Source organism: Myceligenerans crystallogenes (assembly GCF_039529775.1).
Taxonomy (GTDB): Bacteria; Actinomycetota; Actinomycetes; order Actinomycetales; family Cellulomonadaceae; genus Myceligenerans; species Myceligenerans crystallogenes.
The window spans coordinates 115957-140411 of record NZ_BAAANL010000007.1; the positions used below are offsets into that span (position 1 = coordinate 115957).

The window sequence follows — 24455 nt, forward strand, 5'->3', positions numbered from 1 at the left end:
GGGACGGAGCCTACCCGGGCGGTTCAGGTCCGTCCCGTGCGACCTCAGCGGCGCTTGCGGCGCGGCTGCGCCGCCTGGCCCTGGTGGCCCCCCGGGATGAGCTGCGCCGTGCCCGCGGCCGCGGCGGCCAGGGCCGCCTCGGAGGCTCCCTCGCCCGCCAGGCCCTCGCGCGCGGCCAGCACCTTCTCGGTGTGCTCCTTGATCTTCTTGTCGCCCATCCGCAGCACCACGTCGAGCGGCGGCGCGAGGAAGATCGACGACGCCGCCCCGGCGATGATGCCGACGAACAGCGACAGCGACAGGTCCTTCAGCGTGCCGGCGCCCAGCAGGAACGCGCCGACGAAGAGGATGCCCGCCACCGGCAGCAGCGCGACGACCGAGGTGTTGATGGACCGGACGAACGTCTGGTTCACCGCGAGGTTGGCCCGCTCCGCGTACGTGCTGCGCGACTGGTCGAGCACGGTCGAGGTGTTCTCGCGCACCTTGTCGAAGACCACGACCTTGTCGTAGAGCGAGAAGCCGAGGATCGTCAGGAAGCCGATGATCGTCGACGGCGTGACCTCCCAGCCCACCACCGCGTAGACCCCGGCGGACACCACGATGTCCAGCAGCACCGCGATCATGCCGGCCACGGCCATCCGCCAGGCGCGGAAGTACAGCGCCATGAACGCGACCGCCGCCAGGACGAACACCACGGTGCCCCACAGGGCCTTCATCGAGACGCTCGCGCCCCAGGTGGGGCCGATGAACCCGGAGGTCACCTCGCTCGCCTGGACGCCGTAGGCCTCGGCGAGCGCGTCACGCACGTCGTTCAGCTCGGTCTTGTCGGTGAGCTGGGCCGTCTGGACGCGGATCGCGTTCTCGCCGACCTGGCTGGTCAGCACCTCCTGGCCGGGCGAGACCGAGTGCACGGCCTCCTCGGCCAGCAGCTCGTCCGTGGTGGACGCGCCCGAGACCGTGAACTCGGAACCGCCGCGGAAGTCGATGCCGAGCGTGAGCCCGCCCTGCAGCAGGATGATCAGGACGGACGCCGCCGCGAACAGACCGACGATCGAGAACCAGACGCCACGCCTCTGGATGATCGGGTACGACCGCTGACCCGTGTACAGGTCGTTGCCCCACTGGGCGAAATTGAAGGCCATCAGAGCTGCTCCTCGTTCTTCGCGGCCTCCGAGGCGGCCTTGCGCTCAGCGGCACGCCGCTCCGCGATCGTCATCCTGCGGCCGTCGGCCGTCCGTGCGGGTGCCGGGGTTCCGCTCGTCGCGGCAGGCGCGCTCTGCGGGGACACGCCCGCTCCGGCGTAGGCCGGGGCGCGCTCGGCGCCCTCGCGCGCTTCCTCGGCGTCGTCGGACGGCGCGGAGGGCTGTTCCCAGTCGACGCGGCCGGCGCCCTTGTACCGCGGGCCGGACGACGTCTGGAGCCGGTCCGGGGCGAGGCCGGAGGCCTTGTGACCGTCGCGGAAGAACGGGATCTTGGCGATCAGCTCCATGACCGGGTGCGTGAACCAGATGACGACGAGCACGTCGATGATCGTGGTCAGGCCCAGGGTGAACGCGAAGCCGCGCACACCGCCGACGGTCATGAAGTACAGGATGACCGCCGAGAGCAGGTTCACTGCCTTGGCCGCGTAGATCGTGCGCTGCGCGCGCGTCCAGCCGCGCTGCACGGCGAGGCGCAGGGAGCGCCCGTCACGCAGCTCGTCCCTGATGCGCTCGAAGTACACGATGAACGAGTCCGCCGTGAAACCGATCGCGACGATCAGACCCGCGACACCCGGCAGGGAGAGGCGGTAGTCCATGCCCCACGACAGCAGGGCGATCACCACGTAGGTCATGACGCCCGCCACCACCAGCGAGGCCACCGTGAGGAGGCCCAGCGTGCGGTACTGGAACAGCGAGTAGACCACCACGAGGATCAGGCCGATGAGGCCCGCGAACAGGCCGCGCTGCAGCTGCTCGGTACCCAGGGTCGCCGAGATCTGGTTCTGCGACTGCACGTCGAACGTGAGCGGGAGCGAACCGAAGCTCAGCTGGTTCGCGAGAGTCGCGGCGGACTCCCGGTTGAAGGACCCGGAGATCTGGGCCTGGCCGTTGGGGATCGGCTCGTTGATGCTGGGGGCCGACACCACGAGGCCGTCCAGCGCGATCGCGAACTGGTTGCGCGGCTGCTCGAGCGTGTAGAGACGCTGCGTGACCTCCCGGAACTTCTCCGCACCCTCGTCGTTGAGGTCGAGGGTGACGCCCCACTGGTTCGAGACGGTGCCGTTCTGTCCGGGCATCAGGCCCGAGGTCGCGTTGACCAGGCTCGTCCCGTCCACCTCGACCGGCCCCAGGATGAACTTGGCCGACCCGATCTCGTCGCAGGTGACCAGCGGCAGGTCGGGGTCGTCCCCGCCGCCGCCCTGGAGGTTCTTCGGGTCCAGGCAGTCGAGCTGGTTCGCGTACTCCTGGACGGCCGGGGTGATCTGCGCCGGGTCGCTCGGGTCCGTCGGCTTGAGCTCCTTGTGCTCCTCGGCGATCTTGGCCAGCAGGGCCTCCGGGTCGGCCGCGGCGTCGTCGCCCTCGGCCTCCGCGGCGTCGCCCTCTGCCGAGTCGCCCTTGCCCGAGTCGGCCTCGGCGGAGTCGCCGGAACCGGCATCCTTGCCGGACTCCTTCTCCGCGTCGCCGGACGCCTCGGGGCTGGGCTCCGCGCTCGGCTGGGGCACCGCCTGCGGCGCCACCATGCTGAGCACCGGCCGGAACTTCATCTGCGCGGCCTTGGAGATCAGCGCGATCGTCTCGTCGTCCACCTCACCGGGGATCTCGACGATGATCTGCCGATCACCCTGCACGGCGATCTCCGCCTCGCTGACGCCGTTGGCGTCGACGCGCTGCCGGATCACGCCGACGGCCTCTTCCATGGCTTCCGGGCTGATCTCGGAGCCGTCGGTCGTGACGGCCTCGAGCACCACCTGGGTGCCGCCCTGCAGGTCGAGGGCCAGACCCGGGCCGAAGCTCGCACCATCGGGATTCTCTTCGGAACGCGCGTCCCACACGGTCCCGGCCACGAGCGCCACGAACGGCAGCAGCATCGTGAAGATCGTCATCAGGACGATCGTCCGGACCGGGCGTGAGCGCCGGTTGTCAGTCGCCAACTTGTCGTCTCTTCTCGGTTGCACACCGCCAGGTCAGCGGTGTGAGTTCGGCGCCGCTACGGCCAGGTCCGCAGCGACGCGGTCGTCACTTGCCGTCGGTGTCGTCGTCCTTGCGCTTCTGCTGGTCCCGGTACTCCTGCTGGGCAGTGTCCAGACCCGAGAGGTCGTCCGGGACGTCGATGACGCCGGGCTCGATGGTACTGCCGGAATCCTTGTCCTCCGAGTCCCGGGCCTCGTCCGTGTCGTCCGAGTCCTCCGGGACGGGCGTCGCGAACTGCGCCGGGATCTCCTTCACGGCGGCCATGACCCAGTCGGTCACGTGGCCGTCCGAGGACTCGAGCCGGATGATCTGGCGCGCGTCGTCGACGCCGACGACGACGCCGACCATGCCGGACTGCGTCATCACCTCGACCCCGGGCCTGAGGTTCTCCCGGAACTCCGCGGCGGCCTTCTGCTGCTTGCGGCTGCGGTTCGTCGTGAAGAACAGCATCGCCGCGAGAGCGACGATAAGGATGAGGAAAGTGGGATCGAAGGGCACGGCATTCCTGTCGGTTCGGCGGAGAATTCGGCGGAGTACTGGCTTTCCGCAGCCCAGTCTATGCGTCGAACAGCGTGTCCGTTGACCGGCCTGTGGACAACTGCGTACCGCCACCCGGCAGCAACGCCCCGCCCTCCGGCGGCGTCAGCCCCAGGTGCTCCCACGCCGCGACGGTCGCCACCCGGCCGCGCGGCGTGCGGGCGATGAGCCCTTCCCGCACCAGGTAGGGCTCCGCCACCGTCTCCACGGTGTCGGACTCCTCCCCCACGGCCGCCGCGAGCGTCGTCAGGCCCACGGGCCCGCCGCCGAACCGCCGGCACAGCGCGACCAGGACCGACCGGTCGAGCCGGTCGAGCCCGATCGCGTCCACCTCGTACACCTGGAGCGCCGACCTCGCCGCGTTCAGGTCCAGCGTCCCGTCGCCCCGCACCTGTGCCCAGTCGCGCACCCGGCGCAGCAGCCGGTTGGCGATCCGGGGGGTGCCGCGCGACCGTCCGGCGATCTCGGCGGCGGCGTCCTGCGCGACACCCACCCCGAGCAGGCGGGAGGAGCGCACGATGACCTGCTCCAGCTCGGCCGCCGAGTAGAAGTCCATGTGCCCGGTGAACCCGAACCTGTCGCGCAGGGGCGCCGGCAGCAGCCCGGAGCGCGTCGTCGCGCCCACCACCGTGAACGGCGGCAGGGCGAGCGGGATCGCGGAGGCGCCGGGCCCCTTCCCCACGACGATGTCGACCCGGAAGTCCTCCATCGCGGAGTACAGCAGCTCCTCCGCGGGCCGGGCGAGGCGGTGGATCTCGTCGATGAAGAGCACCTCGCCCTCCTCGAGCGACGACAGCACGGCGGCGAGATCCCCGGCGTGCTGGATCGCGGGCCCGGACGTGATCCGCAGGTTGGACCCGATCTCGGCCGCGATGATCATCGCGAGCGTCGTCTTGCCCAGCCCGGGCGGCCCGGACAGCAGCACGTGATCGGGCGCGTTCCCCCGCGCGACGGCGGCCCGCAGCATCAGCGAGAGCTGCTCCCGCACCACGGGCTGCCCCACGAACTCCTCGAGTCGCTTGGGGCGCAGCGCGGCCTCGGCGGCCCGCTCGACGTCGTCGGCCACCGCACCCATCAGACGGGCCTCGGACGCCTCAGTCACGGTGCGCCTCCCGGCGCCCCGTCGCGACCGCCACGCGGCACGCCGCGGCGGCCGCCGCGGACGGCGCCGTCACCACGCCCCGCACCACCGCCTCGTCAGCCACGGTTCCCTCCCAGCGTGCGCAGGGCGGCGCGCAGCGTGTTCGCGACGTCGGACGGCGCGACGACCTCCGCCCCCGTCTCGGCGAGGACCTTCGCGACGGCGTCCTCGGCGGCCTTGACCGGCCAGCCGAGGCCGGTCAGCGCCTCGACGACCTGGACCGTGCCGGCGTCGGACGCCGGCATCGCGCTCACCTCGCCGGGCGGTACGGCCTCGCCGCCCGACGGCGGCCCCAGCTTGTCCCCCAGTTCCAGCAGGATGCGCTGCGCACCCTTCTTGCCGATCCCGGGAACCCGCGTGAGCGCGGCGGTGTCCTCCGTGGCGACGATCCGGCGCAGCGACTCCGGCGTGTGCACGGCGACCATCGCGAGCGCGAGCCGCGGCCCGACGCCGCTGACGGTCTGCACGACCTCGAACACGTCGCGCTCGTCGGCGTCGGCGAAGCCGAACAGGGTCATGGAGTCCTCGCGCACCACCATGCTGGTCGCCACGCTGGCGCTGTCACCCACGCGCAGCCCCGCGAGCGTCCCCGGCGTCGCGTGCACGAGGTACCCGACCCCGCCGACCTCGAGTACGACGCGGTCCAGCGTCACGTGCTGCACGATCCCCGTCAGCGAGGCGATCACGGGCATTCCTCCCTGCGGTCAGGACTCCTCGAACGTCCGTGCGATCCTAACGCGGCTCACCGGCGCTCCCGCCGCACCGGCGGCAACCCGGCGCGCCGTCCGCCAGGAGTCGTCCCGCGACGAGCGTCCGTCGTCGCAGGACCCGAGCAGGCGGGCGATCACCGCCCCGCGCGCCGCCCCACCTGCCGCGCCGCCTTCTCCGCCTCGGCCCAGGCGCGCTGGGCCGGCGTGAGGTCGTGGCTGTCGTTGCCCTGCAGCGCGCCGCCGGGCCGCCAGAGGTGACACACCGCGAGCGCCAGCGCGTCGGCGGCGTCGGCGGGCCTGGGCGGGTCGTCCAGCTCGAGGATCCTGGTGATCATCCTGGTGACCTGCTCTTTCCCTGCCCGGCCGGAGCCGGTCACGGCGGCCTTGACCTCGCTCGGGGTGTGCAGGGCGACGGGGATCCCGCGCCGGGCCGCGGCCAGCATGGCCAGCCCCGCGGCCTGCGCGGTCCCCATCACTGACGCGACGTTGTGCTGGGCGAAGACGCGTTCGACGGCGACGACGTCGGGCCGGTGCTCGTCGAGCCACTCGTCGAGCCCCTCGGCGATCCGCAGCAGCCGCAGGTCCACGGACAGGTCGGCGTCGGACCGGATGACGCCCACCGCGGCCATGCGCGCGCGCCGGCCGGGCAGGGAGTCCACCACCCCCACGCCGCACCTGGTCAGACCGGGGTCAACGCCAAGAACTCGCACGCCGTCAGCATGTCATGAAGCGCCCGCGAAACCGTCCTCCGCCGCGGAGCGGGCGTGGCGCGCGGGCGCTCGGCGGCGCCGCGGGCGCGGCCGGCAGCGGTGCCGGCTCGCGCCCGCCGGCTCACTCCTCGTCGTCGAGCGCCGCCATGACCTCGTCGCTGGCGTCGAAGTTGGCGAAGACGTTCTGCACGTCGTCGCTGTCCTCGAGCGCGTCGATGAGCCGCATGATCTTGCGGGCGGCCTCGACGTCGACCTCGACCTGCATCGACGGGTGCCAGACCACGTCGGCGGAGTCGTAGTCGATGCCGGCGTCCTGGATGGCCTTGCGCACGGGCACCAGGTCGGTCGCCTCGGACATGACCTCGATGACCTCGCCGAGGTCGGAGACCTCCTCGGCGCCCGCCTCCAGCGCGGCCTCCATGACCTCGTCCTCGCCGACGCCGTCGGACTTCGGCACGACGACGAGCCCCTTGCGGGAGAACAGGTAGGCGACCGAGCCCGGGTCGGCGAGCGAGCCGCCGTTGCGGTTGAACGCGGTGCGGACCTCGGCGGCGGCACGGTTCTTGTTGTCCGTGAGGCACTCGACCAGCACGGCGATGCCGTCGTTGCCGTAGCCCTCGTACATGATCGTCTGGTAGTCCACGGCGTCGGCGCCCTCGCCGGAGCCGCGCTTGACCGCGCGATCGATGTTGTCGTTCGGGACCGACGACTTCTTCGCCTTCTGGATGGCGTCGAACAGCGTCGGGTTACCGGCGGGGTCCCCGCCTCCCGTCCGGGCCGCGACCTCGATGTTCTTGATCAGCTTCGCGAAGAGCTTGCCACGCTTGGCGTCGATGACCGCCTTCTTGTGCTTGGTCGTGGCCCACTTGGAGTGACCTGACATGTACCCGTTAACTCCTTCGCGAATCTGTATGAATGCGGCGACTTCTCGGACTCCGCTCCGGGCGAGCGCCTCGTTGCCCGGCCCTCACCCTGCGCTGCGCCCTCCGTCGTCACCAGCGACAATCCCCACGAACAAGGCGTGCACGCGCGCGTCACCGGTGATCTCCGGGTGGAAGGCGGTGGCGAGCAGCGAGCCCTGCCGCGCTGCGACGATCTTACCGGCGGCAGCCAGCTCACGGCCTGCGGTATCCACCGCCGGGATCCTGGCCAGCACCTCGACGTCGGGCCCGGCCTCCTCGATCCACGGCGCGCGGATGAAGGCGGTACGCAGGAGCGCGCCCTCTCCGGCCGCACCGCCGGACACCCCCGCCATCTCGAGGTCCGTCTCGAAGGAGTCCACCTGCCGCCCGAACGCGTTGCGCCGCACGACGACGTCCATCCCCCCGAGCGTCCGCTGATCGGCGGTCCCGCCCACGATCCGGTCCGCGAGCAGGATCATCCCGGCGCACGACCCGTACACGGGCAGCCCTTCCTTGATCATCGCCCGCAGCGGGTCGGCCAGCCCGAAGATCTGCAGCAGCTTGTCGATGGTCGTCGACTCACCGCCGGGGATCACGAGCCCGTCGACGGCCTCGAGCTCGGCGAGCCGCCGCACGCCCACGCCCCGCGCACCGGCCGCCTCCAGCGCCGCGACGTGCTCGCGCACGTCACCCTGCAGGGCGAGCACTCCGACGTTCAACGCATGTGTCACAGCAGACGATCCTATGCCGCGCGGCCGGCCCCGCCGGACGCGCGTCCTACGACCCCGCCGGCCCTCGCTCCTCGATGTCCACCAGCACGTCCGGCGTCACCCCGAGCGCGTCCCGCAGCACGCGTTCCCGCGCGGCGGTCTCCACGCTCTCGTCGCGCAGCGCGAACGCCTCGCGCACCGCGGCGGCCGCCGCCTCGGCCCGCCCGAGCCCGCGCAGCACCGTGGCCAGGTTGGTCAGCGCGGCGGCGAGGCCGTCCTGATGGTGCGGCTGCCGGGTGCGGGCCAGGTCCCGCAGCATGCTCACCGACTCGGTCGCGGGCGCGACGGCGTCCAGCGGGCGCCCGCTCTCGGTGAGCCGCAGGCCGAGCCGCGACAGCGACCTCGCCAGGTCCTCCTCGTACCGCCCGGGCAGCCGCGCGGCGAGCTCCCGCCGGACGGAGACCGCCTCCTGCTCCAGCGGCAGCGCCTCGTCGAACCGCCCGAGCCGCGAGTAGGTCAGCGCCAGGTTGGAGCAGGAGGTCGCGAGCATGTCGCGGTACCGCTGCGGCGTCTCGCCGGCGAGCTCGCGCCGGATCGCCACCGCCTCCTCCTCCAGCCCCACGGCCTCCGCCACGCGCCCCTGGTTCGACAGCAGCGACCCCAGCCCCGTCAGCGACCACGCCACCAGCCACCGCATCCCGACCGGGTCGCGGCGCGCGAACCTCCGCCGGATCTGCAGCGCCTCCTGCGCGGCGGCGACCGCCTCGGCGGGCCGGTCGAGCTGCGCCGCGGCGTCGCTCAGGTTCGACAGCGCGAACGCCAGCCACTGCTCGTGCTCGCCCGGCCGCCGCATCGTGAGCCGACGGCGGATCTCGACGGACTCACGCAGCCCGTCGATGACGTCGGCCGCCCGCCCCAGCTCGACCTGCCCGACGGTGTTGGCCAGCACCTGCGCGAGCGTCGCCTCGTGCGCGGCGGGGTCGCGCGCCACGAGCCGCCGCAGCGTCGCGACCGACGCCGTGTGGCACATCTCGACCAGCTCCGGCCGCCCGAGGAAGTCGTACGTGACCGCCATGCTGTTCAGCGCGCCGGCCAGCGCGGGGTCCGTCCACACCGCCTCGGCCGCCGACGCCGCCCGGCACGCCCCGGCCACCTGCTCGGAGATCTGCAGCGACTCGCTGTAACGCCCCTTGCCGAAGTACATGCCCGAGAGCGCGAGCTGCGCCTCGAGCAGCGGCGCGCGGTACCGGTCGGGCTGGTGCCGGGCCAGGTCCCGCCACCGGGTGACGGCGTCCTCGGCCGCGGGCGGCAGCTCGTCGTACCGCTCCGGCGCGCCGAGCGAGCGGGCGAGCGTGGCGACGGCGTCGGCCCGCTCGGCCGCCGTCGTCCCCCCGTTCCGTTCCGTCGTCGTTCTCCGGTCCGTCGTCGTTCTCCGGTCCGTCGTCGTCCCGCCCGTCGTCGTCCTGCCCGACGCGCTCGTCCCGCCCGTCGTCGTCTCGCCCGACGCGCTCGTCCCGCCCGTCCCGCCCGCCGTCGTCGTCCCGTCCGTCGTGCCCGACGCCGCCTCGTGCGACGGATCCGCAGGATCCGTTTCTCCGCCGACGACGGCGACGAGCCGCTCGGCGAGTCCCACCGCCACCTCCCGCGGGAGCGGCCGGCGCCCGAACAGCCGCAGCACGTGCGCGAGCGGCGCCGCCTCGTCGGGGAGCGCCACGGCGACCCGCGCGAACAGGACGGTGGCGAGGCGGGCCGCCTCGGGCACGCCCGGGTCGTCGACGTCGATCCGCAGCGCGAACAGCGCGACCTGGAACGCCTCGCCGGCGCTCAGGCCCTGGGTGCAGGCCTCGACGCGGTGCGGGTCCGCGGCGAGCGTCCGCGCGACGTGCAGCTCCTCGAGCCGGTGGGGCAGGCCGGCGTCCGAGGCACCCGACGACGGCAGCCGCCGCCCGCGCAGCATCGCGCCCGCCAGCGTCTCGTCCGGGTCGGCCCAGCGTTCGCGTTCCAGGTCGAGCAGCGCACCGACCCCCCGGGACACGTCGGCGACGCCGCCACGCACGAGGGCGACGAGGACGGCGGCGTGCACGTCGAGCACGGGTGCGGGTTCCGGCCCCTCGCGCACCCACGGGACGGCGCCGGCGCCGGTCGCGGCGCGGATCCCGGCCCGCCGCGCGAACGCCCGCGCGGCGACCGTGGCGAGCACCGTCACCGGCACGGCGGGCGGCGCGAGGTGCACCTGGGAGGTCGGCACCTGCTCCGGGCCGGTCCACAGCTCGCAGGCCCATCGCAGGCGGAACCACCACTCCCGCCCGGTGCGCCCCAGCAGCACGACCCGGAGCCGGGTCCCGCCCCGGCCGGCGAGCGCGCCCAGCTGCCCGGCGAGGTCCGGGTACGCGGCGGCGTCGTCGACCACCACCAGGACGCGCCGGCCGCGGCACGCGGCCGCGATGCGCTCCGGCGGATCCGCGGGCTCCGGCCACAGGCAGGTCCAGCCGCGCCGGCTGAGCCGCCGGGCCAGCTCGAGGGCGAGGCGCGTCTTGCCGACGCCGCCCGCGCCGGTGATGAAACGGACCTGCGTCCGGGGGCGCTCGCGGCACCAGGCCTGCAACTCGTCCAGCTCGGCGTCGCGCCCGGTGAAGGGGACCACGCGGAGCAGGGGGTCAAGCAGCCTGGCGGGGGAGATTCGGGCGCGGCGTGCGCGCAGGCGACTGTCGGAGCGCGAGGGACGCCACATGGGAGATATCCAAGCTCAGGAACGGACCGTCCGCGCTGTGTCGGAGCGATCTGTGCGCAGCCCGTCCTTGGGCAACGCCTCCTCGAGGGCCGCAAGCACGCGCACGGACCGCGCAAGGTCGTCGCCGAACCGGCGCTGGTCGACGCTCGCGAGCCGGTCCCGGATCATCACGGCCTCGCGCGCCGACGCGGCGGCGGACACGTGCCGACGCTGCTCGCCGAGCGCGACGGCGAGCGCCGTCAGGGCCGACGCGAGCGGCGGCAGGTACCGGTTCGGGTGTTCCCTGGCGAGTTCCCGCAGCGCTCCGACGGCCTCGTGGAGGGGGCCGACGGCGTCCTGGGCGCGGGACAGGTCGGTGAACGTGGCGCCGAGATTGGCCAGGGAGGCGGCGAGGTCGGCGAGGTAGCGGCGGCGGTCCTCGCGCACGAGCCGCCGCAGGATGGCGACGGCCTCCTGGGTCGGTTCGAGGGCGTCCTCGGTGCGTCCCATGTCGCTGTAGCGCACCCCGAGGTTGGACAGGGAGCGGGCCAGGTACATGCGGTGGTAGCCGAACGAGCTGGCGGCGAGGTCGCGGCGGATCTCGACGGCCTCGGTCTCCAGGCGCAGGGCGTCGCCGAACCGGCCGAGCCGGGAGTAGGTGACGCCGAGGTTGGAGCAGGAGGTGGCGAGCATCTCGCGGTACCGCTCCGGGACGTCGTCGGCCAGGTCGCGGCGGATCGCGAGCGCCTCCTCCTCGACGGACTGGGCCTCGTGCGGGCGGCCCTGCTCGGAGAGCAGGACGCCGACCCCGGAGAGCGACCACGCGAGCTCGTAGCGCAGCCCGATCGCGTCGTCGCGGCCGGCGACGGCGGCCTTGCGGACGGCGCGCTGCCGCAGGGCGAGGGCCTCCTGCGCGGTGGCGAGGGCCTCGGCGGACTCGCCGACGGCGGCCAGGGCGTGGCTGAGGTTGGACAGGCTGTAGGCGAGGCGCCGTTCGAACGCGTCGGGACGGTGCTGGGCGAGCCTGCGGCGGATCTTGACGGACTCGCGCATGTCGGCGAGGGCGTCGGCGGCCCGTCCCTGGTTGACCAGGACGAGCAGGTTGGCCTGGACGAGCGCGAGCTGCTCCTCGTAGGCGACCGGGTCCTGTGCGACGAGGCGGCGGAGCAGGCCGACGGCCCGGTCGTGGAACCAGCGGGTCGAGTCCGCGCTGCCGGGGTGGCCTGTCGACAGGGCGAGCGCGAACAGGCCCCAGGCGTGGTCCGGGTCGGTCCACACGCGCTCGGCGTCGGCCGCCGTGTCCCAGGCCGCGACCACCTGCTCCACGACCGCGGAGAACGCACGGTGCCGGCCCATGCTGTGGCTGACGATCGCGAGATCCCGCAGCGAGCGCCAGTAGGCGACCTGGTAGCGCGGCGGGTCGGAGCGCACGATCCGCTGCCAGGTCGCCTCGGCCTGTTCGGCCGGTTCGACGGCGTCGGCGAGCCGGCCGGCCTCCTCCAGGGCGCGGGCGCGGGCGCCGAGCGCCTCCGCGCGCAGGAGCTCGGCGGCACCGGGGGCCCGGTGGGGGTCGGCGTTCGAGGCGGTCCGCGACCCCGGCTCGTCGTCGGGCACGAGCTTCAGGAGACGTTCGGCGAGGTCGACGGCCTCGGCGGCGGGGATCGGGCGCCACGGGTACAGCCGCAGCACGCGGGCGAGCAGTTGCGGGTCGTCCGGGAGGGCGGCCGAGACCCGGGCCAGCAGGGCGGCGGTCAGGCGGCCCGCGCCGGGTACCGCCGGGGGGTCCACGTCGAGGCGGAAGGCGAACAGGGCGACGTGGAACGCCTCACCGGGCCGCAGCACGGCGGTGCAGACCTCGGTCATCCCGGGGGTGGCGGTGAGCGTGCGGGCGACGTGGAGTTCGGCGAGCCGGTCCGGGAGGTCGCGGCGTTCGCCGCGAAGGAGGTCACGGGCGACGACGGCGTCGGTGTCGTCCCACCGGTCCCGCTCCAGGTCGAGGAGCGCGCCGTAGCCACGGGCGACGTCGACGACCACCTGCCTGGCCGCGGGCTTGGCCGGCTGCTGGGCGTCCGGCCCGGCCAGCGCGGCGAGGACGGCGGCGTGCATGTCGCCGTACCGCGGCGGTTCGGTGTCGGCCGGCAGGTCGCCGACGACGACCTCGGGTGCGCTCACCCCCAGGTAGGGCGCGAACGCCTGGGCCGCGGCCTGAACGACCCGTTCCGGCTCCTGCGCGGGCGGGCCCACGTGCGCGACCGACGCGGGAGCCTGGGCCGCGTCCTGCGCCCACAGGTCGCTCGCCCAGCGCAGGCGCGTCCACCACTCGCGCCCGGTGCGGGCCAGCAGCAGGACCCGGACGAACCCCGCCTCGGCGTCGCGCAGCGCGGCGAGCTGTTCCGGCAGGCGGGGGAACGAGTCGGCGTCGTCGATGACGAGGAGAACGCGCGGGCCGCGGCAGACCGTGGCCACGACCTCCGGGTCGTCGTCGGGCCCGAGCCAGACGGACTTCCAGCGGCGGCGGCCCAGCCTGGCGCACAACTCGACCGCGAGGCGGGACTTCCCGCTGCCGCCGAGGCCGGTCAGCAGCCGGACCTTGACGAGATCCGAGCCGCCGGCCCAGACGGCGAGGTCGTTCAGCTCGGCGTCGCGTCCCGCGAAGGGCACCACCCGCAGCCGCGGATCGAGCAGGCGCGCGGGACCGTTGTCCGCCGGGGCCGTCTCCGACAGCTCCCGGCGCTTCCGGCTATCTCGCCCACTGCGCCGCAACACACCCCAAGTCAACCGCACGTAGGTACCTCAGCACCAGCGGCCAGTTTTTTCCGGACCTCCGGAGGTCAGCCGCGCTGCGGGCCGAGGTGCCGGGCCCGGCCGTCCCAGCCGGCCGCGAGGTCGTCGAGAATCTCCGGGAGCTCGTGGGGGAAAACCTCGAGCGGCTGCGCGCGCAGGTCGGCGGCGCCGAGCCAGGCCAGGTCGTCGATGGTCTCGCGTTCGATCGCGGTCCAGCCGGAGCGGTCGAACGCCAGGGCGCCGGCGGACACGCGGGCGAGGAAGAAGACCTCGTGCTGGCGGCAGGTCTCGGCGTAGAAGTCGAACAGGGCGGAACGGGTCAGCACGGGACCCTCCAGATCGTCCGGCGAGAGCACGAGCCCGGCTTCCTCGCGGACCTCGCGCAGCGCCGCCTCGACGGGCGTCTCCCCCGGGTCGATGCCGCCGCCGAGGGTGAACCACCAGGAACGCTCCGGCTGATCGACGTCATGACTCCGCAGCAGCAGGGCGCGCCCGTCCCCGTCCAGGAGGATCACGCGAGCGGCGTCCCGCTCGCGCACCCCGTCGGGCGCGACACGCCAATCGGGCCCGAGCGAGTTCGTGATGCCTTCGGAATCGCGCACCGCAGAACCCTATCCGCCGGGGCCGCGCCCGGGCCCCAGCCACCGGCCCGGGCCCGGCCCGCGGCCCGGCCCGCCGGCCCGGCCGCGGCCCCCACCCAGAACTACGGTGGCGTCAGTAGCATGACAGACCCCGAACTCGACGCTTCGAATGGATTCGATATCCTACTGACGCCAACTCGGCAACGGAGGGTCAAGGGAGAGCGAGCGACGCCACCGAGACTGCGGCGGCGGCGGTCAGCAGGGCTAGGACGATGTGCTCGTAACGGGTGTGGCCGAAGCGGTGGAACGCCTGGGTTCCCGCGTACTGGCCCAGCAGGGCAGCCACGACGAGGACAGGCCAGTACTCGTAGGTCTCCCAGACCCCGGCGACGAGGAGCGCCACGACGCTCAGCGGCAGCCGGACCAGCGACAACGTCACGAGGGTGTCGCGCATGGCGCGGGGCGGCAGGTCCCGGTGCACCAGGTAGCAGACCGTGGGCGGGCCGGCCAGCGAGGTCGACGTGCTCAGCGCGCCGGACAGCAGACCTGCCGGAGCGGCCCACCGCCCGGACACGACGACGCCGCGCTCCCGTGACCGCAGCCGCAGGAGCACCGCCGCGATCACGACGACGGCGACGAACACCTGCAGGCCGACGGCCGGCAACACGGCCAGCAGCCACGCGCCCGCCAGCATCCCCGGCGCCGACCAGCCCGCGAGCGCCAGGACCTCACCCCTGTCCGGCCGCGGCACGCCGCGCCGCATCGCCAGGATCGCGATGTCGCAGGCGGTCCCGGTGATCATGATCGTGGACACCGCCTCGGGCCCGCCGACGGTCGCGGTCAGCAGGGGCGCGCTGAACAACGCGAACCCGAACCCCGACAGCGACTGCACCACCCCGGACACCAGGATCAGCGCGAACAACGCGACCAGCAGCGAGACGTCCCCGACGTCGATCACGGCGCCCCGCGCCCGTGCCGCTTCTCGACACGATGGACCGCGAGAACAAGCCGCTCGACCAGCACCCGCGGATCCTCGGCGACGTCCGGGTGCTCCGAGCGGAAGTTCTCCCAGTCGACCTCGAGTCCGAGAAGATTGGCCGCCGTGAAGGCCTGGAGCAGTTCGTCCCACCAGGGATCCTCGACGGCGCCGAGCACCTCGGTGAGCAGATCCCAGGAGAGATCGGCCACGTCGGCGAGCAGGACGGCGTCGTACAGGTCCCTGCCCTGCGGGTACATGTCCGTGACGAGCCACTGGATCTTCCAGGCCAGCTGCAGGTCGGGCGGCGCCACGAGCATCTCGACGCCCGACGGCGGCACGGCGCGCACGACCGGATCGGCGAGCAACTCCTCACCGAAGACGAAGTCCACCTGCACGGATCCGACCGGCATGCCGTCACCGGCCGGGAACCCGTCGACGTCGTAGGGGACGACGATCCGCCGCCCTTCGGCGCGTTCGTAGGTCCAGATGCTCTCCCGCGCGGCGTCCGACGCGCGCAGCCCGGGGCCGGGGTCGGCCGTGAGCAGCGTCAGCAGTCCGTCGAGCATCGCCACAGCCGTCGGGTCCTCGGCACCGATCGTCCGCGGAACGACGACGACGTCGATGTCGCCCGGCGCCCGCGCGGCGTCCCCGAGCCACACCGGCAGCGTCACGCTGCCGCGAAGCACGAAGCAGTCGGCCCACGGGGATGCCGCCAAGGTCCGCATCACATGGGCGAGCGCGTTGTCCCGGGCCGAGCCCCAAGCTTCGGTGTGCGCAGGATCGTGGAACACGGGCTGCCCGGCCTTGTAGGCGTTCGTGAACTCCTTGTGCGCCGGCTCGAACACCGCGTGCTGGATCACGGCGTCACCTGTCGCGGGCGGTTCGAACGTCGCCGGAAACCCGCTCCGTCCGTCGGCAAGCCGGTACCGCATCTGCTGATCCGTCCAGGCCGTCGCGACGGACGCCGCGACCGGCTCCACCGGCCCTGCATCCTGCGGCCGATGATCCATCCATCCGGCGTCGAGCGGGAGGTTGTCGTCGACGACGACGTACTCCTCCTCGACCTCCAGCACCTCGAACCCGTCCTTCGCCAGATCCGCGAGGAGCCCGTCGAGCCGGCCGCGGGCCGTCGTCCGCCCCACCCCGAAACAGCGCTGCGTGACGAACCGTTCCTCCGAGGCATCAGTGCGCTTGCGCCGGGCGTTCCTGGAGACGCGCGCCCCGTGCTCACGCGCCAGACCCGACAGCTCCACGCGGCGCAGTAGGTCGTCGGCGGGAAGCCGTAGCTTGACGTGGTGCTCGAAGTGCAGGCCCGCCGGAGCGTCGTCGTCGGACACCGGAACGTCGTCGTTCCAGGGCACGGCCTCGATCTTGACCCGCACCGTCGCGATCCGCGCCTCGGCCAGCTGCTCGCGCACCTGTTCCGCCCGCCGCCGGCCGTCCTCCAGGGAGCCGCGCACCATCACCGTGAGCATCGGCTGTGCGCGGTGCCGCCCGTGGTCGAGCTCGATGTGACTCACCTTGATCCCGTGCTGCGCCGCGAACCCGTCGAGGCGGTCCGCTCCGGGCGAGTCCACCGTCAGATGAATCTCCAGCTCACCGTCATACACGCGCGCGATCTTCCCACAGCGACCACCCCGGCCTGTCTCGGCCTGTCCCGGCACGCCGCCGATCGCCAGGCACTTAAACGATCAGGCGGCTATCGCCCGAACTTCACTCTGTATAACGTTAAACCACCATGTGATCGCTCACACGGGTCCAGCCGGTCGCCCGGCCGGGCTCAGCACAGGAGGTACACGACGATGCACCCACGTTCCGCCGGGTTCCCGGGTTCCGGGACTCGATCCGGCACATCGCACCGGAGGCGACGGGTCGCGATCGGCGCGGCCACGCTCGCCGTCGTCGGACTCGTCACCGGCGCGCTCACGCAGCCCGCCGCCGCCGAGAGCCCTCGTGAGGCCCGGCTCACGGCCGCGTCCGTCCGCACCGCGGCGGACGGGCCGCCCATGACCGGCAACAACTTCTCCGTCACCCGCCACGGGGCGTACGGCGACAACCGGTACACCGTGTTCCGCCCCTCCGATCCCGCGGCGGCAGGCGGCAACCTCCCTGTTCTCGCGTTCGGCAACGGCGCCTGCGCGCACACCGACAACAGCGAGGTCACCCGGCTGCTGACCTTCGTCGCGTCCAAGGGGTTCGTCGTCGTCGACACCGGGTCCGCCGACGGTTCGTCCAACGGCGTGCCCAGCGGCCAGCCCATCCCCTCCCTGCTGACCGGCGCGATCACCTGGGCCGAGCGGGAGCAGCAGCGCGGCGGCTCCCCGCTGGCCGGCCGGCTCGACCTGTCGCGGGTCGCCACCGCGGGCCACTCGTGCGGGGGCATCGAGGCCCTCATCGCCGGCCAGGACCAGCGCGTGGACGCCGTCGCCTCGCTGAACAGCGGCCTGTTCGCCGACGGCGCCTTCGGCTACTCGCGTTCGGAGCTCAACAAGCTGCACACCCCCGTGCTGTTCATGGACGGCGGCCCGTCCGACATCGCGTACGACAACACGCGGGCCAACTACGACCTCGTGAACCATGTCCCCGCCGTCCGCGCGTCCAACCCGGACGCCGGACACGGCGGATTCATCACCGGCGGGCAGATGCAGTCCGGGGCGACGGCCATGGTCTCGTTCTTCGACCTGGTGCTCAACCAGAACGCGACGGCGCGCAGCTACATCCTCGGCCAGTCGGGGCTCGGCTCGCAGTACCCGTGGTCGGTCTCCAACAAGAACTGGCCGCCGGCGCCTTCCCCCACCCCGAGCGCGTCGCCCAGCGTCTCGCCCAGTGCGTCACCGAGCGCTTCGCCGTCGGCTTCCCCCACCGACCCGGGCACGACGACGCCGCCGCCCGCCACCGGTGCCTGCACGGCCACGCTCCGGATCGTCAACTCCTGGGGCGGCGGCTACCAGGGCGATGTGACGGTCACCGCGGCGTCCGCGCTCAGCGACTGGCGGGTCACGCTGTCCGACGGGATCACGCCCACGCAGGTCTGGAACGGCAGCCTGTCTGGGTCGACGGTGTCCAACGTCTCCTGGAACGGCACCCTCGGAGCGGGCCAGAGCACGAGCTTCGGCTTCATCGGCAGCGGCTCCGCACCGGGCAACGCCCAGCTCAGCTGCTCCAGCAACTCCGGTACCGGCCCCACGACCACACCGAGCGTCCGGCCGTCGGTCACGCCGAGCGTCTCGCCGTCCGCGTCGCCGTCGGTCTCACCGAGCGAGCCGGCGACCTGCGATCTGCCGTCGACCTACCGCTGGACGTCCAGCGGCGTCCTGGCCCAGCCGAAGTCCGGCTGGGTGTCCCTCAAGGACTTCACCACCGCCCCGTACAACGGCAAGCACCTCGTCTACGCGACCACCCACGACTCGGGTGACTCGTGGGGCTCGATGAACTTCAGCCTCATCGACGACTGGTCGCAGCTGTCGAGCGCCACGCAGACCGGGATGTCCTCCGGAACGGTCGCGCCGTCGCTGTTCTACTTCGAGCCCAAGAACATCTGGGTGCTCGCCTACCAGTGGGGATCCTCGCCGTTCATGTACCGGACGTCGAGCGACCCGACCAACCCGAACGGCTGGTCCTCCGCACAGGCGCTGTTCACCGGCAGCGTGTCCGACGCCCCGTACGGTCCCATCGACCACGCGATCATCGGCGACGACGAGAACATGTACCTGTTCTTCGCCGGCGACAACGGCAAGATCTACCGGGCGAGCATGCCGATCGGGAACTTCCCCGGCAGCTTCGGCTCCAACTACACCACCGTCATGAGCGACACGAGGGAGAACCTCTTCGAGGCGGTCCAGGTCTACAAGCTCCAGGACCAGGAGAAGTACCTCATGATCGTCGAGGCGATGGGCACCAACGGCATCCGCTTCTTCCGCTCCTTCACGGCGGACAGCCTCGACGGCCGGTGGACCGTGCAGGCCGGGACCGAGGCCAACCCCTTCGCGGGCAAGGCCAACAGCGGCGCGACGTGGACGAACGACATCAGCCACGGCGAGCTCATCCGCACCAGCGCGGACCAGACCATGACCGTCGACCCGTGCAACCTGCAGCTGCTCTACCAGGGGCGCGACCCCAGCTCGGACGGCATGGACTACGGCCAGCTGCCCTACCGTCCCGGCTTGCTGACGCTCCAGCGGTGACCGGGACCCCAGGACCCCCGGCAGGCAGGCCGGCCGCCGCTGCGCAGTAGCGGCCGGCAGCACCGCCGGGCGGGAAGGGCCCGGGCGATCGGAAGTGATGACACCGATCGCCCGGGCCTCTCTCGTTGCCCGACGGCGAGGGCCGGCCGAACGCCCAGGGCCGGCCGGACGACGGACGCCGGCTGCCGGCTGCCGGCTGCCGGCAGACCATCACCGCCGGCCGCTACCGGCCGCTCGCCCCGCCGACGAACCTGTCCAGCAGCCTGTCCAGGAGATCGCCGGCCCGTTCGGCGGTCGGCGGGTCGACCAGCATCGCCTGCGCGAGGCCCGCGGCGGCCAGGACGAGGAGCCACGCGTCGTCGTCGGCCGACGACGTCCCGCGTGACGCCCCCTCGATCCGCCGCAACTGGCCGGCGACGAGGTCGACGATCACCCGCGGCGCCCCGATCGTGTCGGCGGCGGCGACCTCCGAACCGGTCAGCGCCGCGCTGTGGAACGCGTCGAGGACGACGGCGTCCTGCCGCCGCGCGTCGTCGGCAGGCAGGAGCTCGGCGAGGATTCCCCGCACGACGGCGCGGGGCGGGCTCTCCCCCAGGGCCGCCAGCCGCGCCGCGAGCCGCGTCCCGGCGTCCTCGGCGACGGCGCGGTGCGTCGCGAGCAGGAACTCGCGCTTGGTGCCGAAGTAGTACTGGACGAGCCGCACCGAGATCCCGGCCTCGGCGGCCACGGTCTGGAAGGTCGCGGCGGCCAGTCCGTCGCGCGCGACGACGCGGCGCGCCGCGTCCGTGATCTGCCGACGACGCCGGCCGTGATCAGCCAGTCTCGGCACGGCCACCTCCTTTTGTTGGTACGCTCATACCATCATACTAGGAGGCGCGATGGCCCGGATCGGTACGTTCAAGAGCGACGCGGCACGTGCGACATTCGATGACGCCTACGCGGCGGTGGAGCGGCTGTGGCCGTTGCCCGCGACCGTGCGCGACGTGCCGACGTCGTACGGCTCCACGCGCGTGCGGTCCTCCGGCTCGGGGGACGGCCCGCCGTTCGTGCTGCTGCACGGGTTCGGCGGCAACGGAGCGACCTGGCACGGCTACGTCGAGGCGCTCGCGCGGGACCGCGCCGTGCACGCCCTGGACACGATGGGCGCCGCGGGCAGGAGCGTCCAGACGGCGCCGCTGCGCCGCGAGACCGACCTCGCGCGGTGGTTCACCGAGGTGCTCGACGGACTCGGCGTCGAACGCGCCCACGTCGTCGGCGAGTCACAGGGCGCGTGGCACGCCACCGTCATGGCCATGCACGCCCCCGGACGCCTGGCGAGCGTGTCGCTGATCGAACCGAACGGCGTCTTCGCCCGCGTGCCGGTGCGCTCCCTGATGCGGATGCTCCGCCTCGGCGCCAACCCGACGGAGAACGGCTGGCGCCGCATGGCCGCCTGGCTGACGCCCGGGGTCACCCTGCCCGGCGAGGTCCTGGCCGTCGCCAAGGCGGCACAGGGATTCCGGCCCGGCCTCGGCTGGGCCCGTACGCTCACCGACGCGGAGGTCCGGAGCCTGTCCGTACCCCTGCTCGCGATCCTCGGGGACCGATCGGTGGTGAGCAACCCGGTCCGCACCGGTGACAGGCTGCGGTCCCTGGCCCCGCGGGCCGAGATCGAGGTCTACGAGGACCGGGGACACGGCGTGCTCGGCGAGATTCCCGAGGAGATCCTCGGGCGGGTCACGGCGTTCGCGAGTTCTCACGACAGCGAACGTTTGCCGACGTCACGGCACTGATCGACCGGGTACGGGCGTTCCGCGGACAACGCCTGGGCGGAACGTCCCGGTCGACGACCTGTGTCAGCGGACCGCATCCGGCCGGAGGATCCCGCAGGTCACGCGCGAACGTCCCGCCGCGACGACCCCTCTCCGCGGCCGGCTCCGGCGAGGTCGCCCAGGACCTCTGCGGCGGCGAGCTCGTCGCTCGCGGCGAGCCGGTCGAAGCCGGTGACGGCCGGGTAGTTGTACCTGCCCAGCGTCCCGATGAGGACGGCGCCGATCACCAGCATCCCCATCAGGAACGGGATGACGGGGTCGTAGGAGCCCAGCTGGTCGTACCCCAGCCCCAGCAGCAGCGGGCCGACTGCGCTCCCGAGGATGAACATGGCCTGGACCGGGCCGACGAGCCGGCCGAAGCTGCGCATCCCGAGGTACCGGGTGATGAGAAGAGCGAGCAGGTCGCCCTCGATCCCGAACGCGACGCCGATGAAGGCGACCGCGGCGGCTGTGGTGGTGAACGGCGGCTCCAGGAAGAACATGCCCGCAATGGGCGCAAGGATCACGATCGGGCCGACGATCGCGGCGTGGACGCGGTCGATGATCAGGCCGCCGACGACCCGGCCCACCAGTGACGCGAGGCCGAAGACCACGAGCAGCCGCCCGGCGGCGTCGTCGTCCAGACCGCGGTCCGTCATCATCGGGACGAGATGGACCTGCAGCCCGACCACCACGACCCCGACCATCCCCAGCCCGACCGCGATCCCCCAGAACTGCCGGGTCCGCAGCGCCTCACGGAACGTGAGGCCCGGCAGCTCCAGGCTGACGTCGCGGCCGTCCACCCGGGTCTCCTGGACCAGCCGCCCGCGGACGTGCCGCTCGGCCCGGGCGCGCACGAACAGCGTCACCGTCGTGACCGACACGACCGCGGCGATCAGTCCCATCCAGCCGTAGGCCTGCCGCCACCCGACGCCGTCGATGAGAGCGCCGGCCAGCAAGGGGCCCAGCGCCGCGCCGAGACCGATGATGCCGGTCACGACCCCGACGGCCAGGGCGCGGTTGTTGTCGAACCAGCTCACGACGGCCCGGGTGGCGGGGATCGTGGTGGCGGCCCCGAAGAACCCCACGAAGAAGCACGGGACGAAGAACACGGCCTCGACCGGCGGCACCAGCCCGATCGCGGCCATCGAGGCCGCGAAGAGCACGAACCCCGGCACGAGGAGGTAGCGGGCGGCGTACCGGTCCACCAGCCGGCTGACGATGATCAGGCCGATGACCATCCCGGCCGCGGCGACCGAGTACGCGCCCGTGACGGTCGTGCGGCCGAACCCCGTGCTCTCGGCGATCGGCAGCACGAACAGCCCGGTGGTGGCCAGGTACATCTGAGGGCCGACGGCGTTGGCCGTGCCGGCACCGACGGCAACCCGCCAGGGCCGGTGCCGTCTCGCGGTGACGGGCTGGGTGACAGAACTCATGGGGCTGCTCCTGTGGCTCGCGCTGGGGACCTGCGGTTTCCGGGTGCGGCGGTCACGCGGCCGGCAGGGCGGCCTTGGTCAGGTCCACCGAGACCCGCCAGGCGCGCTCGGCGTCGTCGGCCCCGAGCAGCGGCCGGTGCATCCGCTGTTCGGCCGGGGCGCCACCGAGCGTGCCCGGGCCGCTGGGGCCGTACAGGGCGCCGGGCTTGGCCCGCGGGTCGGTCGCGGCCATGAGGGCAGGGAGCTTGGCCGTCTCGACGGTGCCCAGGAGGATGCCGCGCTCGGACAGCCAGCGGATCCGCCGGATGTGCGGCGTGTCCTCGCTGCGGCCGAGCTCGGGGCGCGCGGCCAGCAGGCTGGTGGGGGCGACGCCGGGGTGGGAGAGGTTGCTGGTGATGCCCCAGCCGTGGGCCTCGCTCCGGCGCTGCAGCTCCAGGCCGAACAGCCCGACGGCGATCTTGGACTGCCGGTAGGCCCGCATGCCGTCGTACGACCGTTCCCAGTTCAGGTCGCCCCAGTTCATGGTGCCGCTCGCCGACGCGACGCTGACCTGCGAGGTCACGCGGGCCCGACCGGCGCGCAGGAGCGGCAGCAGGTGGGCGGTGAGGGCGAAGTGACCCAGGTGGTTGGTGCCGAACTGCAGCTCGAACCCGTCCGCCGTCGTCTGCCGCTCCGGCGGACGCATCACGCCGGCGTTGTTGATCAGGAGGTGGATCGGGTCGCCCTCCGTGACCAGGGTGTCGCCGAGGGCCGCGACCGACTCCAGCGAGGCCAGGTCGAGGCCGCGCAGGGTGAGGTTCGCGCCGGGAGCCGTCCTGCGGATGGTGTCGGCCGCGGCCTCCCCCTTGCGCCGGTTGCGCACCGGCATGATCACCTCGGCGCCGGCCGCGGCGAGGCGCGCGGCGATGCCCAGCCCCATCCCGTCGCTGGCGCCGGTGACGACGGCGCGCTTCCCGGTCAGGTCCGGGACCTGGATGTCGATGTCCCTGCGAGGCATGGTTTCTTCTCCTGGAGGTCATGGACCGCTCCGACGGCGGTCACCGCGGCCCGCTCGGGCCACGACATCGATGCTCGGCTCATCACGGAACCGGATCCAGGACCTCTCGATCACAGGCTCGCCGGGCCACCGCTCTGCTCCCCGCTCCGCGAGAGGGGGATCGTCAGGCCGTGGCAACTTCCCCGGCCGCAGGGTAAGAACGAGGCAGTGCTCGGAAAGGGAGTGTGGCGTGATCGATCGAACCGGCCTGGCGGAGTTCCTCCGCCATCGGCGTGAGGCCCTGCAGCCGGAGGACGTGGGCCTTCCGCGAGGGCAGCGTCGTCGGACCAGCGGCCTGCGGCGCGAGGAGGTGGCGGCGCTGTGCAGCATGTCGGCGGACTACTACTCACGCCTGGAGCGCGAGCGGGGACCACAGCCGTCGCAGCAGATGCTCGCCGCCATCGCGCAGGGGCTCCACCTGTCGATCGACGAACGGGACCACCTGTTCCGCCTCGCCGGGCACAACCCGCCGCCGCGGGGTTCGTCCAGCGAGCACGTCAGCCCCGGCCTGCTGCGCATCCTGGACCGGCTGGCCGACACTCCCGCGGAGATCGTCACCGAACTCGGCGAGACCCTGCGGCAGAGCCCGATGGGCGTGGCGCTCACGGGCGACACGACCCGGTTCACCGGCCCGGCCCGCAGCATGGGCTACCGCTGGTTCACCGACCCGGCGGCCCGCGATCTCTACGCCCCCCACGAGCACGCGTTCCTGACCCGGATGTACGCCGCCGGCCTGCGCCAGATCATCGCCGTGCGCGGCCCCGGCTCCCGGGCCGCGTACCTCGCCGGCCTCCTCCTGGAGAGTGGCAACGAGGAGTTCCGCCGCGTCTGGGACGAGCACGAGATCGGCCTGCGCCCCCACGAGGTCAAGCACTTCGTCCACCCCGAGGTGGGAGCGCTGGAACTCCACTGCCAGCGCCTGGTCGACCCCGAACAGGCCCACTCGCTGCTGGTCTACACGGCCGTCCCGGGCAGCGAGAGCCACGAGAAGCTGCAGGTGCTGTCAGTGATCGGGGCCCAGACGCTGGGTTGAGCGCTGCGGATCCCGGGCGCTCGGCCCGCTGCCGCCCGC

The 24455-nt window shown here is 73.0% G+C and carries 19 protein-coding genes; 3 read left to right on the forward strand and 16 right to left on the reverse strand.

Going from position 1 to position 24455, the window contains the following annotated elements; genetic code table 11:
• Window positions 1–44: 44 nt before the first annotated feature.
• The 13 genes from secF to ABD208_RS16580 all read right to left on the reverse strand — a co-directional run bounded on the left by secF (window position 45) and on the right by ABD208_RS16580 (window position 16547).
• Window positions 45–1142, reverse strand: a complete 1098-nt coding sequence (secF, locus tag ABD208_RS16520; protein ID WP_344105010.1) for a protein translocase subunit SecF — start codon at window positions 1140–1142, stop codon at window positions 45–47.
• On the reverse strand, window positions 1142–3085 hold the full coding sequence (gene secD / locus ABD208_RS16525) for a protein translocase subunit SecD (protein WP_344105012.1): 1944 nt from the start codon (window positions 3083–3085) through the stop codon (window positions 1142–1144). Before secD ends, secF begins: the two co-directional genes overlap by 1 nt.
• A 133-nt stretch (window positions 3086–3218) precedes the next feature.
• Window positions 3219–3671, reverse strand: coding sequence for a preprotein translocase subunit YajC (gene yajC / locus ABD208_RS16530; protein WP_344105014.1), 453 nt, complete (start codon window positions 3669–3671; stop codon window positions 3219–3221).
• 58 nt (window positions 3672–3729) lie between these two features.
• Window positions 3730–4785 (reverse strand): Holliday junction branch migration DNA helicase RuvB, encoded by a 1056-nt coding sequence (gene ruvB, locus ABD208_RS16535; protein WP_344105285.1) that lies wholly within the window; start codon window positions 4783–4785, stop codon window positions 3730–3732.
• 122 nt (window positions 4786–4907) lie between these two features.
• Window positions 4908–5537: a Holliday junction branch migration protein RuvA gene (ruvA, locus tag ABD208_RS16540; protein ID WP_344105016.1), complete on the reverse strand. Its 630-nt coding sequence runs from the start codon at window positions 5535–5537 to the stop codon at window positions 4908–4910.
• Between the two features lie 158 nt (window positions 5538–5695).
• Window positions 5696–6271 carry a crossover junction endodeoxyribonuclease RuvC gene (gene ruvC / locus ABD208_RS16545; protein WP_344105018.1) on the reverse strand — a complete coding sequence of 192 codons (576 nt, stop codon included), beginning with the start codon at window positions 6269–6271 and terminating at the stop codon, window positions 5696–5698.
• Window positions 6272–6392: 121 nt separating this feature from the next.
• Entirely contained in the window at window positions 6393–7154 is a 762-nt protein-coding gene (locus ABD208_RS16550) for a YebC/PmpR family DNA-binding transcriptional regulator (protein ID WP_344105020.1), read from the reverse strand.
• Window positions 7155–7238: 84 nt separating this feature from the next.
• Window positions 7239–7904: a pyridoxal 5'-phosphate synthase glutaminase subunit PdxT gene (gene pdxT, locus ABD208_RS16555; RefSeq protein WP_344105022.1), complete on the reverse strand. Its 666-nt coding sequence runs from the start codon at window positions 7902–7904 to the stop codon at window positions 7239–7241.
• A 46-nt stretch (window positions 7905–7950) separates the two neighbouring features.
• Window positions 7951–10527: a tetratricopeptide repeat protein gene (locus tag ABD208_RS16560; RefSeq protein WP_344105024.1), complete on the reverse strand. Its 2577-nt coding sequence runs from the start codon at window positions 10525–10527 to the stop codon at window positions 7951–7953.
• 102 nt (window positions 10528–10629) lie between these two features.
• The gene (locus ABD208_RS16565; protein WP_344105026.1) at window positions 10630–13359 is read right to left on the reverse strand and encodes a tetratricopeptide repeat protein; all 2730 of its coding nucleotides are present in this window, start codon (window positions 13357–13359) and stop codon (window positions 10630–10632) included.
• 65 nt (window positions 13360–13424) lie between these two features.
• Entirely contained in the window at window positions 13425–13979 is a 555-nt protein-coding gene (locus ABD208_RS16570; protein WP_344105028.1) for an NUDIX hydrolase, read from the reverse strand.
• Between the two features lie 190 nt (window positions 13980–14169).
• Complete coding sequence (locus tag ABD208_RS16575) at window positions 14170–14916, reverse strand: sulfite exporter TauE/SafE family protein (RefSeq protein WP_344105030.1); 747 nt, start codon at window positions 14914–14916, stop codon at window positions 14170–14172.
• The gene (locus ABD208_RS16580) at window positions 14913–16547 is read right to left on the reverse strand and encodes a nucleotidyl transferase AbiEii/AbiGii toxin family protein (RefSeq protein ID WP_344105032.1); all 1635 of its coding nucleotides are present in this window, start codon (window positions 16545–16547) and stop codon (window positions 14913–14915) included. Before ABD208_RS16580 ends, ABD208_RS16575 begins: the two co-directional genes overlap by 4 nt.
• Before the next feature lie 192 nt (window positions 16548–16739).
• Between ABD208_RS16580 and ABD208_RS16585 the strand changes: the two genes are divergently transcribed.
• Complete coding sequence (locus ABD208_RS16585) at window positions 16740–19121, forward strand: non-reducing end alpha-L-arabinofuranosidase family hydrolase (RefSeq protein ID WP_344105035.1); 2382 nt, start codon at window positions 16740–16742, stop codon at window positions 19119–19121.
• A 223-nt stretch (window positions 19122–19344) separates the two neighbouring features.
• On the opposite strand, the gene ABD208_RS16590 is transcribed toward ABD208_RS16585, so the two are convergent.
• Entirely contained in the window at window positions 19345–19950 is a 606-nt protein-coding gene (locus ABD208_RS16590; RefSeq protein ID WP_344105037.1) for a TetR/AcrR family transcriptional regulator, read from the reverse strand.
• Window positions 19951–19999: 49 nt separating this feature from the next.
• On the opposite strand from ABD208_RS16590, the gene ABD208_RS16595 reads away from it, so the two are divergent.
• The gene (locus ABD208_RS16595) at window positions 20000–20893 is read left to right on the forward strand and encodes an alpha/beta fold hydrolase (RefSeq protein WP_344105039.1); all 894 of its coding nucleotides are present in this window, start codon (window positions 20000–20002) and stop codon (window positions 20891–20893) included.
• Between the two features lie 98 nt (window positions 20894–20991).
• Here the strand turns inward: ABD208_RS16595 and ABD208_RS16600 are convergent, their stop codons facing one another.
• Both ABD208_RS16600 and ABD208_RS16605 read right to left on the reverse strand, forming a co-directional pair.
• Complete coding sequence (locus ABD208_RS16600) at window positions 20992–22347, reverse strand: MFS transporter (protein WP_344105041.1); 1356 nt, start codon at window positions 22345–22347, stop codon at window positions 20992–20994.
• Window positions 22348–22399: 52 nt separating this feature from the next.
• Window positions 22400–23344: an SDR family oxidoreductase gene (locus ABD208_RS16605; RefSeq protein WP_344105043.1), complete on the reverse strand. Its 945-nt coding sequence runs from the start codon at window positions 23342–23344 to the stop codon at window positions 22400–22402.
• A gap of 229 nt (window positions 23345–23573) precedes the next feature.
• Here ABD208_RS16605 and ABD208_RS16610 point away from each other — a divergent pair, with 229 nt between their 5' ends.
• Window positions 23574–24416 carry a helix-turn-helix transcriptional regulator gene (locus tag ABD208_RS16610; protein WP_344105046.1) on the forward strand — a complete coding sequence of 281 codons (843 nt, stop codon included), beginning with the start codon at window positions 23574–23576 and terminating at the stop codon, window positions 24414–24416.
• Window positions 24417–24455 lie beyond the last annotated feature (39 nt).